This is a genomic window from Legionella parisiensis (genome assembly GCF_001467945.1).
In the GTDB taxonomy this organism is placed as follows: domain Bacteria; phylum Pseudomonadota; class Gammaproteobacteria; order Legionellales; family Legionellaceae; genus Legionella; species Legionella parisiensis.
Genome location: NZ_LNYQ01000013.1, coordinates 1,841,313 through 1,852,644, shown reverse-complemented (window position 1 = coordinate 1,852,644; position 11,332 = coordinate 1,841,313). Strand labels below are relative to the sequence as shown.

Genomic DNA, 11,332 nt, shown 5'->3' with positions numbered 1-11,332 from the left:
TGCATCGAGGCTATTAAATTTAATTAAAAATGAAGACTTAAATGTTACATCTAATATTTGATCGTTACTGGGATATTTGCTTATTAAAAGAAAGTCCAGAAAATACACCTTACTCTATTACTCGAATGATTTTGAGTGCTTTTTTATTGGTTATACTTATGACGATTGAATGGGATTATTCATACTTCAACTCATCCGAGGATTTGATAAATAATCTATACATCTCAGTATGCTTAATTATCTCTTATATCGTTTATACTTATCTCGCTTTGTTTTTTAAAGGCTTGCCTGCAAGACTTGTGCAGACAGTCACTTCGCTGTACTGTATCAACATTATCATCCATATATTAGTTATACCCCTATTGATTATTGCACCTTATCTTTCTTTGGTTAATCTAAGGAGTCCTTTATTTTTATTTATAGGCATTCTTTATTTATTTTTGAGTTTGGGATTATCTGTTTGGCAGTTTGTTATTACAGCCCATATATACAAGTTCGCATTAAACATCACAGCGATTCAATCTGTATTGGCTGCATTTGGTTTAATAGCGGTTAATATTTTAACTATTTCTTTATTACAATCAGATTAGGATTATCATGCATTTACACATTTTAGGTATAAGCGGAACTTTTATGAGTGCTTTAGCTTTGTTGGCGCGTGATGCAGGACATAAGGTTACTGGAAGTGATGCGAACTGTTACCCACCAGTAAGTGACTTGCTCGCAGCAAAAGGAATAACCTGGGTTGAAGGTTATGATGATACTACTTTAGCATTACAAGCAGATCTGGTTATTGTGGGCAATGCCATTAAAAGAGGTATGCCTGTACTTGAGGCTGTAATTGAATCAGGAACACCTTATACGTCTGGACCACAATGGCTTGCTGAAAATATTTTATCTAGATATCAAGTGATTGCTGTTTCTGGTACTCACGGAAAAACAACAACTACTTCAATGGTTGCCTGGATTTTACATCAAGCAGGACTTAATCCTGGATTTTTAATTGGAGGTGTCTCATCTGATTTTCAGACAAGCTCTTGTCTTGGCTCAGGTGAATGGTTTGTAATTGAAGCAGATGAATATGATAGTGCTTTTTTTGATAAGCGTCCAAAATTCATGCATTATCGTCCACGAATTGCTATCTTAAACAATCTGGAATTTGATCATGCAGATATCTATCCTGATTTAGCATCAATACAATTGCAGTTTCATTATCTGATGAGAACTATCCCTGCGAGTGGTGTTGCAATTAAGCCTCGAGATGACAAAGCACTTAATGAGGTTATTGCTCGTGGTCAATATTCGCGAGTTGAAGAGCTAGGGCTGGATGGAGATGCACAATGGACGGCTCAATTGATTGAAGAGAATGGCTCAGCATTTAAAGTCTTGCATCACGGAGAGGAAGTAGCTGAAGTAAGGTGGCCTTTAATTGGCCGTTTTAATGTGGAAAATGGTTTGGCTGCTCTTGTTGCCAGTATAAATGTCGGAGTAAATCCAATAGTAGCAGCCGAAGCTTTAGAGCGTTTTACACCAGTAAAGCGTCGTTTAGAGGTTCGATCCAATAAATATGGTATAACACTATATGATGATTTTGCACACCATCCTACGGCCATTATGCGCACAGTCGATGCTTTAAAACGAAGTAACAGACATCGACGTATTTTTGCAGTGTTGGAATTTGCTTCGTATACTATGCGAACTGGGGTTCATGTTGATGAAATGGCACATGCTTTGGCGTCAGTTCATGGTGCATATGTCTTGGAGCCAAATGATTTTGATTTGCATGAAACGGTAAACAACTGGACTTGTCCCTATAGGATTTGTAAAAACCACGATGAAATCATTAGAGAGGTGACTGAGGCAGTACAAGAGGGAGATGCTGTTTTGGTCATGAGTAATCGAGGTTTTAATGGAATTCATCAAAAATTAATTAATTCTATAGATGAACGCTTTTCAAGATAGTTTTATAGTCTGGGAGATGCAAGCATAACCCAGGCTTCTTTTCATATATTTTCTTGGTTCTGCTTGTGCACGTTCATGCTAAATTCCTTAGCTCATCATATCTTTATCACTGAGTTATCCTCGAACGTATTGGACATAAAAAATTATAAAAAAGACTTTTAATTCTTTTTATGTTCAATTAGTTAAATTAATAGTTGCAATATTTTTTATAGGTTGCTATAAAAAATGAAGGCGTTTAATTTTTTGGACAATGACGCGTTGCAGTTATTGCAGGTTAATATTTGCAGGAGGGGCGCAATGACAATGTTGTTTGCCGAATTTCAGCAAAAAGCAAAACGACTAGCGACGTGTTTAGCGCGAACTTATGGACGACATGTGGGATGTTTAAGTTTTTTTTCCCTGTTCATTTCGAAACATGCAGCCATGAATGATGCGACCGCAATAAGTATGGTGGCTCATAGTTTAGATGAGACATATGAATTAATCCAATATGTTAAAGTCGTTAAAAGAAATCCTATGTTAACTCTAGATGATTTCAATGAATTTAGAAGAAAGGTTATTATTGGAATATATTTGGTCAAGTGGTTTCAATATGATTCCTCAGTAAGTAATTATCTTAATCAAAGTTTAATTGATTTATTTCGTAGTCATTTAGGTATTCAATCTCTTGAAGACATGGACAAGGATTTTTTTAATTCATGCTTGAGTGAGTTCAGTTACTATTGCACTTTTGTATATGAAAGATGCGAAGAAAAAGCATATGAGGATCTAAACAATCGATTAGGAGCAACAATTCAAAAGGACATTCATGAGACAAAAAATTTTTCGTTTAATAAGAACTCTTCATCCTTATATGGACTTTATAAAGGCGTTATGAGTTCGCTAGGAATGAGTATGTATTAAGGAGGATGTATGACTTTTATCCCGCCAGTATTTGCAAAATTTAGAATCAATACGATTAACTTGGAAGCAAAATACTCCACTTTATTAGGAAGATATAGAGTAGTGGATAGTCAGGTCAGTGAAGGGTCCTCTGTAATACAACAGTCTAGTCTTGAGGTATTAATCGCGAGAACAAATGATGTAATAAAATGTAAATCCGGTAGAGATACACAGATTGACGTGTTTAATTTACTAATAAATGAACTGCGGCAAATTCCCAAAGAGGATAAAGAAAAAACCAAACAAGGTACATTGTTTTTATTAGGTGCATTAATTCATCGCTATTTTCGTTTGATTAAAGAATATGATGATTATAATGCATATGCATCTTGGACTTACTTTGGTAAATGTGATGTGACCACTTGTAAGTTATTCCAAGCCATAAGAAGAGCTTTGCAATTTAAAGAAATAGAAGTTGTCAGAAAAAGATATAAAGAGGATGATCTAAAGATTCTCGATGTTGTAACTATTGTAAAATCACTAGAAGTTTTTCGTGATAACATGTTGCTTGAAGATAAAGAGAAAGTTCCTCGATTCATGAAGTACCCCCATTTTGTTAAGGATGAACATTTCAAACAGTATCTTCAGGATATTATTGAAGAGCAAAGAAAGCGTGGCGAAGCGATATTACATCGATTCAAAGCGATTGCTTTTGTTCAATCTCTAGTGACACAAATCGACAATGAACGTCAAGAGCTTGAAAAAGACATAGAGACATGGTGTAAGGGAGTAGCAAAAGATTATAAGAATTTCAATGTTTTTAGATGCTTAGATGAGATGGCAATTAATACAAGTCTCATTAAATATGTTCAATCAGAAACATCAAGGAATATAATTTATAGAACATTTTATGCTCAGATAATTCAAGGTAATCTTGACTCAATAGATCACAGTACTTTTCTAACAAGAATGAAAGAGTGTTATGATTATACCTGCAGCTATATACTTTTTGGTGCTTATGTCTTGTTATTACAAAATTCAAAGACACTGGATACTGATTTATTATTTACCATTCAACAGGCATTAGGTTTGGAATCATCTTTGGATGAGTTGACTAAAATAGATATGTTAGACGGTGTGAAATTTCTAAAACAGTTCCTTGAAACAGAACCTGGAGTTGACTTGGATTGTGACTTTTTTGAGGGGAAAGAGAGAATGCATACTGCGATTGCAAGGGCAGAGAAAGAACTTACTTTGCAAGTAGCACCGAAAAAAGAAGAGCGCGAAGTACTACTTACGATTTAATTTAAAAAAGTGGCCTGGGTGAGCAGTAAACCCCAGGTTACAATTTATAATTTCTACTTGCTTTATTTGAAACATATTTCTTGCTCATAAATATCGATTTGTTCCCTTGTTTTTAATTTATTGACCCAATTTATGGAAAGTGGCAATCCACATAACTTAATAAACACCATAATGAACCACATGGTGAATATCATGGTAATGAACATCGAGTCAGGTAGTGTTTTATAAAATGCAATTGCTGTAAAAATTATACTGTGAGGCTTGAAGCAAAAAATGTAGCAAGAAGAAATCTTCCTCCCGTATATCACTCCGGGGTTTTAATTTTGGTTTTGGCAATAAAATAAAAAGTGAACGATTAAGCAATCAGGTAACTGAAATATGAACCCACACCAAATCGTACACTGTGTATATTTATAACAATACACCTCGGTAATCAAATCAGAAAGTAACATGGATAACGGAAAGATCAATGTGTCAGCATCTGTAGTTAAACTCCAAACATTAATTAACCGTGGGTCAATCCCATTAGTCAGTATAATGATCATGAAGTAAGTTAAAGTCAAATATCATAAATAACTCGAATGAATAGTAATTTTTCCATTTTCAGATAGATTATTTATTGCTGTACCCATAATTAAAGCGCTAATGAAAACGGATTAAAATTGGTTTTCACATCATAATGATCAACATTATCTTTTCGTTTTAAATAATTTGAAACATGATAGGTAATGGGCAATGCACATATTTCATATAGTACTTTGAATAAATACATCGTTCCAATAATTTGCCAAATACCTGCGTAGGGAATTATGAACAAAAAGGCAATATGAGTAAAAAGTAGTGTATCGATACCAACACCGATCATTGTGCTTGTAATTGCCCGCAGCCAAAGTCGCTTCCCTGATGTCAGCACTTTGAGTTTAGCTAAAATGATTGAATTGGCAAATTCACCAAAAAAGTAACTAATGACGGAGGCTACAAAAACCCTTAATGTTCCTTGGTAAACTGTTGCATAAGCTTCTTGATGAGACCAGTAGGGCGAGGGGGTCAGATAAATGGTGAGCCAGGTGCCAAAAAAAATAATAGTATTTGCAAGCAATGCCATCCAAATGATCCGTCTGCTTATTTTAAATCCATATACTTCGGTCAGAATATCATCAAAAACATAGGTTAGAGGGAAAAAAACTAAACCTGCAGCAAAATTAATGGAACCAAAAGCTGCTATTTTAAAGGCAGCTAAATTCGATAAGATTAAAAACGTTGTAAACAATATTCCTACGCTAATGACACTGGATTTGTTTGCGGGTGTATGTTTGGGGAATCTTGTAATTAAATCCAGGTTATTGGTTTGTTCTGCGGAATATAACGCTGCAATATACGCTACATCTTGAGGCGAAAAATTATCTAGCCATTTTTTTTGATACAGTTCGCTTACTGACTTATCAAAGGTTACTGCTTTTCCGGTAGCTTGAACTGTAACATAAACCTTTGAACTATTTCGATAACTGTCCTCAACAGAGATAATCCGATAAGCATTAGAAATAATTTTATCTGCTGGTAGTTGGAATAGTTGTTTTATTCGATGAAATAATTTATTGATCATGTTTTTAGATTTGAGAAAGCAATAATGTCTGACACAAATATTATGCCTAAAAGTAAAACAAAAGTCAGTATACTAGGGTCTGAGAGCCTCATAGGTCAAAGCATACAAATGGAACCTCTTACTTTAGGTCATTATGAGAGTTTGCGTCATCCAGCGAATGATACGCGAATTTGGACTTATATGCCAAATAAGGCAAATGGCAAGTTTTATGACACTTGGTTTCAGAGTTGTTTGATGAAGCAGCTCCAATGCATTCAACTTACCTATGTAATAAGAAGGTTAAAGGATAATGAATTAATTGGAAGCCGAGCTTATTATGAAATAGATCTGCAGCATAAAAAGCTAGAGGTTGGTTATGGCTGGCTAACTCCATCAGTATGGGGTAAGCACTTTAATCACGAGTCTTTACTGCTATTGTTTCAAAATGCATTTGAGAACTGGAATATCAATCGCATACAAATCGCAACAGACCCACGTAATGTCAAAAACTACAATACGTTAAAAAAATTAGGTGCAATAAAAGAAGGTGTTCTGCGTCAACATATGATTCATCACAATGGCCGAGTTACTGATACGGCCTTGTTTAGCATTATTGCTGAAGAATGGCCTGAGGTAAAAAAGCGGTTAGTAGAGCGATTAAGTCGTGTGAAATATATAGATGAATTATTATTCTAATGTTGTGAAGGGCTACGTGTGCTTGAGTCGATACGTGCACGCTTGTCCTTTACGTTTTTATCATTATCTTGACTATTGTTATCACAACCTAATTGGCTTTGATGTGGACTTTCAAGACTACTTTGATTAAAAAAGCCTATTGTTTTTTTACGTTTTCTTTTTTGGCCTACAGAATTTGATTCATCATACTCTTCTTTTTCGGTTTCTTCTTGATGAACATCTTTTTCAAGATGATTAATAAATCTTATATATAAATCTCTTCGAGAAAGTAATTTTGCTATCAATTTATCTGCTATAGGGAAATGAGATATTGAAAATGATTTCATTTTTATTGCATGTAAATCGTTCTCTGACAGTTCAGCTACTTTTCTCATTGTTGATATTATTCTTTCTCTATCTGAGAATAATTTTTGAGCAACAAAACTTTTAAATTTCTTATTTTCGTGATCTAAAATTTCAGTTAAATACTTATCATCCTCTGAATTACCTGTGATTTCTTTTGTAAGATAATTGATAATAAAATTATCAATATATTTTTCTAAATTAATATTATTTTCGATAATAAATGAATTAAAACTACAACCAGGATCCAGACGGATTGCGAAAAAAGCATCATTAATTTTAATAAAGCCAAAATTTCCGCCTTCCCAATCTGTTTCTCCTAAAAAGTGACATGCAACAAATAAGTCGATTAAACCGACGATATTAACATCCAGGATGTTTTTAGGCTCATCCTCAGCTTTGTGTTGGAAATTTATAGATCCATTGGATAATACTGTAACTACCTCCTGCCAATCATTGTAGTTTTCTAAGAGTTTAGCTGCTCGATAATATTTTGTACTGTTTTTATTTCTTAAAAGATGGTATTCAGGATGTTCAGAGCCTAAAATATGGCGTAGTAAGTTTCCTGAAAAAACTGCATATTCTGCAGCGAGAAGAGGGTCCAAAGATTCATGTTGGTTATTTGAACTAATATAGTATTCATCCTCGTTTTCTAAAGGATACTCCTCTTCTTCCTCAGCTTCTTTATCTCCCGAAGATTTAGATGGTCCCAGTGCAAAAAAATACTTTGCCATTATACATTCTTAAATATGATAAGTGATAGAAGTAAGTATAGTTTAAAATCGAATTTTACTGAGGCGCCCATAATTGTATATAGCTTTTAGGTGCATGCTTAATAAGTGCATGGCGGCTTTCACCGCCAAGCTCGATACTAAATTAGTTGCAAAACCATCAACCGGCATCCGTTTTCCATTTCTATTAGTGCTTTGAGAACGTCATCCCACCGTCTTTGTAAGTAACTTTAATGGTATCACCTGACTTGAATTTCCCGGTCAATATATCCTGAGCTAGAGGATTTTCCAATTGTTGTTGAATGGTCCGCTTCAAAGGCCTTGCTCCATATACTGGATCGAATCCTGCTTCTGCTAAGTGCGATAATGCTTCCTGAGTTACATCAAGATGGATATCTTGTTGTTTCAGACGTTTTTGCAAATAACCAATTTGAATTGCAGCGATTTTCGCAATTTGATCTTTAGCAAGAGAATGGAAAACTACGGTATCATCAATGCGGTTAATGAACTCAGGGCGGAAGTGCTGGCGTACCATTTCCATCACTGCATCCTTAATTTGTTCGTATTTAAATTTATTTCCCATTTCCTGAATCAGATTGGAGCCCAGGTTTGAGGTCATGACAATAATGGTATTACGAAAGTCAACGGTACGTCCTTGGCCATCAGTCAAGCGTCCATCATCCATCACTTGCAAGAGTATATTGAACACATCAGTATGCGCTTTTTCTACTTCATCAAGTAAAATAACTGAATAAGGCCTACGTCGAACTGCCTCCGTTAAATAGCCTCCTTCCTCATAACCAACATATCCAGGTGGTGCACCAATCAGACGAGCAACAGAATGCTTTTCCATAAATTCGGACATGTCGATGCGCACCATCGCATCTTCGGTATCAAAAAGAAATAAAGCCAGAGCCTTACATAATTCCGTTTTACCCACTCCAGTAGGACCAAGGAATAAGAATGATCCAATAGGACGATTCGGATCGGATAATCCGGCACGTGAGCGACGAATGGCATTGGATACCGCATCTATTGCTTCATTTTGACCTATGAGGCGATGATGCAGCACTTCTTCCATCCTTAGTAATTTTTCTTTTTCACCTTCCATCATCTTAGCCACAGGTATACCTGTCCATTTGGAAACAACTTCTGCCACCTCATCTTCTGTCACTTTATTACGGACTAATTTGTTTTCATGTGATTCTGCTTCAGCCACTTGTGCCAAACGTTTTTCAAGTTCTGGAATACGTCCATATTGTAATTCAGACATTCTACTTAAATCCCCAGCTCGGCGTGCGGTTTCCATTTCAAGCTTTGCTTGTTCAAGGGCTTCTTTAATTTGAGTTGCTCCCTGCATCATTGCTTTTTCTGATTTCCAAATCTCTTCCAAATCAGAGTAGTTATGTTCTAGCTCGTCAATTGTATGTTGTAAGTCTTCAAGTCGTTTTTTAGATGCGTCATCGTGTTCTTTTTTGAGTGCCTCACGTTCGATTTTTAATTGAATCAATCGTCGCTCCAACTTATCCATGCTTTCAGGTTTAGAATCAATTTCCATGCGAATCAGACTTCCTGCTTCATCGATTAAATCAATCGCCTTATCGGGAAGCTGCCTGTCCGAAATGTATCGGTGCGATAAAGTAGCCGCTGCAACTATAGCTGGGTCAGTTATTTCAACGCCATGATGTACTTCATAACGCTCTTTTAAACCACGAAGAATAGCAATTGTATCTTCAACATTAGGCTCATCAACCAGAACTTTCTGGAAGCGTCGCTCCAAAGCAGCATCTTTTTCGATGTATTGTCGGTACTCATCAAGAGTGGTTGCACCGATGCAATGGAGTTCACCGCGCGCTAAAGCGGGTTTCAGCATGTTTCCTGCATCCATTGCTCCTTCTGCCTTTCCAGCACCAACCATAGTATGGAGCTCATCTATAAAGAGAATAATTTGACCCTCTTGTTTTGCAAGGTCGTTAAGAACCGCTTTTAGTCGCTCTTCGAATTCGCCGCGAAATTTGGCTCCAGCAATCAATGCCCCCATATCCAATGAAAGCAAGCGTTTATTTTTTAGACCTTCAGGAACCTCACCATTAATAATACGTTGTGCCAGTCCTTCAACAATTGCAGTTTTACCGACGCCAGGCTCCCCAATTAAAACAGGATTATTTTTTGTACGCCGTTGCAATACTTGAATGGTTCTGCGAATTTCATCATCGCGTCCAATTACGGGGTCTAATTTTCCTTGCTCTGCACGGTCGGTGAGGTCAAGAGTATATTTCTCAAGAGCTTGACGTTGTTCCTCGGCATTAGGGTCATTAACCGTTTCTCCACCGCGCAACTCATTAATTGCGTTTTCTATTGCTTTAGCTTCACCGCCCGCCTGTTTGAGTATGCGCGAAAGACTACCTTCCTCACTTATTGCTGCTAAAACAAAAAGCTCGCTGGAAATAAAATTATCTTTCTTTTGTTGAGCCAGTTTATCAGTAAGATTTAATAGTCGATTTAATCCGTTTGAAATATGGATATCACCTCCTATTCCAGCAACTTTAGGAAGTTTATCTAGTGCCTGATCTAAAAGGGTTCTTAAAAGAGGGATATTAACACCAGCTTTACTGAGCAGAGGCCTGCAAGTGCCTCCTTGTTGATCAAGAAGCGCCTTCATTAAGTGTTCGGGTTCGATAAAGCCGTTATCTCTTCCTAAAGCGAGAGATTGAGCATCTGCTAGAGCTATTTGAAATTTTGATGTTAGTTTATCCATTCTCATGATGTTATAACCTTCTAATGGTTAATGGGTATTAATTTTCTTGCATCTACCGTAAAATGTGGGCTAATTTAATTATTTCAAGTGATTGATTATGACAAATGACCATACTTCTAATCCTACTTCAGATTCTCAAGCCTTGCTAAATCAAATCATTATTGATTACATGAAAGAGGCAAAAAGGAAGCGCAGATGGAAATGGTTTATGCGTGTTATTTATTTGCTTATCATTGCTTATATCGTTTATTACGTGTCAAAGGGTACCAATGAAGATATAGGAACTAATATCAAGGCACACGTAGGTATAGTAGATATTACAGGTGAGATGTCCGAAACTAAAGCTAATGCAGATGATTTTGCCAAGGGGTTGGATGCTGCTTATAAAAACTCTGGGTTAAAAGCGGTAATTATTCGTATCAATAGCCCTGGTGGTAGTCCAGTTCAGGCTGAATACATGTATAACATGATCAAGTTTTATCAGAAAAAATATCCGGATATAAAAATTTATTCGGTGTGTGTGGATGCATGTGCTTCTGCAGCTTATTATGTTGCTGTCGCTACAGATACTATTTATGCTAGCCCGGCAAGTATGGTTGGTTCTATAGGTGTTTTGTATAATGGTTTTGGTTTTGTTGATCTCATCAATAAGGTTGGTGTTACAAGAAGATTACAAACATCGGGTGTAAATAAGTCATTTTTAGATCCTTTTTCTCCCGAAACTGATTTTGCAAAGCAAAAACTACAAGTAATGCTTGATCAGGTTCATCAACAATTTATCAATAGAGTTAAAGAGGGGCGGGGAAGCCGTTTACACATTGATGATGATACCTTCTCTGGGCTTTTTTGGACGGGTGAGCAAGCCTTGAAAATAGGATTAATTGATGGTTTTGCGAGCAGCGGACAGTTATCTCGTGAAGTAATTAAGGTTCCTGATGTGATTGATTATACCCATAAACAAAATCTTTTCGATCGAGTGAGCAAGAATCTTGGGACTGCCTTGGCAGATGAACTTCCTTTAAGTTTTGGAGTAAAGCAGGGATTTAAATAAAATGGTAGTTGATGATTTGTAGC

The 11,332-nt window shown here is 36.3% G+C and carries 10 protein-coding genes; 6 read left to right on the top strand and 4 right to left on the bottom strand.

Going from position 1 to position 11,332, the window contains the following annotated elements:
- The first annotated feature begins 41 nt into the window (after nt 1-41).
- From Lpar_RS14310 to Lpar_RS14295, 4 genes are all read left to right on the top strand, one after another.
- Entirely contained in the window at nt 42-590 is a 549-nt protein-coding gene (locus Lpar_RS14310; RefSeq protein ID WP_058518562.1) for a hypothetical protein, read from the top strand.
- Nucleotides 591-597: 7 nt separating this feature from the next.
- Nucleotides 598-1,962, top strand: coding sequence for a UDP-N-acetylmuramate:L-alanyl-gamma-D-glutamyl-meso-diaminopimelate ligase (gene mpl / locus Lpar_RS14305; RefSeq protein WP_058518561.1), 1,365 nt, complete (start codon nt 598-600; stop codon nt 1,960-1,962).
- A gap of 297 nt (nt 1,963-2,259) precedes the next feature.
- A complete protein-coding gene (locus Lpar_RS14300; RefSeq protein WP_058518560.1) occupies nt 2,260-2,865 on the top strand; it encodes a hypothetical protein in 606 nt (201 codons plus the stop codon).
- Between the two features lie 9 nt (nt 2,866-2,874).
- Complete coding sequence (locus Lpar_RS14295) at nt 2,875-4,149, top strand: hypothetical protein (RefSeq protein WP_058518559.1); 1,275 nt, start codon at nt 2,875-2,877, stop codon at nt 4,147-4,149.
- Nucleotides 4,150-4,466: 317 nt separating this feature from the next.
- Here the strand turns inward: Lpar_RS14295 and Lpar_RS19570 are convergent, their stop codons facing one another.
- Both Lpar_RS19570 and Lpar_RS14290 read right to left on the bottom strand, forming a co-directional pair.
- Complete coding sequence (locus tag Lpar_RS19570; protein ID WP_272947098.1) at nt 4,467-4,694, bottom strand: VUT family protein; 228 nt, start codon at nt 4,692-4,694, stop codon at nt 4,467-4,469.
- 89 nt (nt 4,695-4,783) lie between these two features.
- Nucleotides 4,784-5,752 carry a queuosine precursor transporter gene (locus Lpar_RS14290; RefSeq protein WP_058518558.1) on the bottom strand — a complete coding sequence of 323 codons (969 nt, stop codon included), beginning with the start codon at nt 5,750-5,752 and terminating at the stop codon, nt 4,784-4,786.
- A 24-nt stretch (nt 5,753-5,776) separates the two neighbouring features.
- Here Lpar_RS14290 and Lpar_RS14285 point away from each other — a divergent pair, with 24 nt between their 5' ends.
- Nucleotides 5,777-6,427 carry a GNAT family N-acetyltransferase gene (locus Lpar_RS14285; protein WP_058518557.1) on the top strand — a complete coding sequence of 217 codons (651 nt, stop codon included), beginning with the start codon at nt 5,777-5,779 and terminating at the stop codon, nt 6,425-6,427.
- Here Lpar_RS14285 and Lpar_RS14280 read toward each other — a convergent pair.
- A complete protein-coding gene (locus tag Lpar_RS14280; RefSeq protein ID WP_058518556.1) occupies nt 6,424-7,503 on the bottom strand; it encodes a hypothetical protein in 1,080 nt (359 codons plus the stop codon). The two genes, Lpar_RS14285 and Lpar_RS14280, sit on opposite strands and share 4 nt — an antisense overlap.
- Before the next feature lie 184 nt (nt 7,504-7,687).
- On the bottom strand, nt 7,688-10,264 hold the full coding sequence (gene clpB, locus Lpar_RS14275) for an ATP-dependent chaperone ClpB (RefSeq protein ID WP_058518555.1): 2,577 nt from the start codon (nt 10,262-10,264) through the stop codon (nt 7,688-7,690).
- 91 nt (nt 10,265-10,355) lie between these two features.
- Between clpB and Lpar_RS14270 the strand changes: the two genes are divergently transcribed.
- On the top strand, nt 10,356-11,309 hold the full coding sequence (locus Lpar_RS14270) for a S49 family peptidase (protein ID WP_058518554.1): 954 nt from the start codon (nt 10,356-10,358) through the stop codon (nt 11,307-11,309).
- The last annotated feature ends 23 nt before the right edge of the window (nt 11,310-11,332 follow it).

Bases quoted from the DNA above. Each gene is read 5' to 3' on its own strand.
- Lpar_RS14290 (WP_058518558.1), bottom strand. From the start codon at position 5,752: ATGATCAATAAATTATTTCATCGAATAAAACAACTATTCCAACTACCA.
- Lpar_RS14295 (WP_058518559.1), top strand. From the start codon at position 2,875: ATGACTTTTATCCCGCCAGTATTTGCAAAATTTAGAATCAATACGATT.
- Lpar_RS14310 (WP_058518562.1), top strand. From the start codon at position 42: ATGTTACATCTAATATTTGATCGTTACTGGGATATTTGCTTATTAAAA.
- Lpar_RS14300 (WP_058518560.1), top strand. From the start codon at position 2,260: ATGACAATGTTGTTTGCCGAATTTCAGCAAAAAGCAAAACGACTAGCG.
- clpB (WP_058518555.1), bottom strand. From the start codon at position 10,264: ATGAGAATGGATAAACTAACATCAAAATTTCAAATAGCTCTAGCAGAT.
- Lpar_RS14285 (WP_058518557.1), top strand. From the start codon at position 5,777: ATGTCTGACACAAATATTATGCCTAAAAGTAAAACAAAAGTCAGTATA.
- Lpar_RS14280 (WP_058518556.1), bottom strand. From the start codon at position 7,503: ATGGCAAAGTATTTTTTTGCACTGGGACCATCTAAATCTTCGGGAGAT.
- mpl (WP_058518561.1), top strand. From the start codon at position 598: ATGCATTTACACATTTTAGGTATAAGCGGAACTTTTATGAGTGCTTTA.
- Lpar_RS14270 (WP_058518554.1), top strand. From the start codon at position 10,356: ATGACAAATGACCATACTTCTAATCCTACTTCAGATTCTCAAGCCTTG.
- Lpar_RS19570 (WP_272947098.1), bottom strand. From the start codon at position 4,694: ATGATCATTATACTGACTAATGGGATTGACCCACGGTTAATTAATGTT.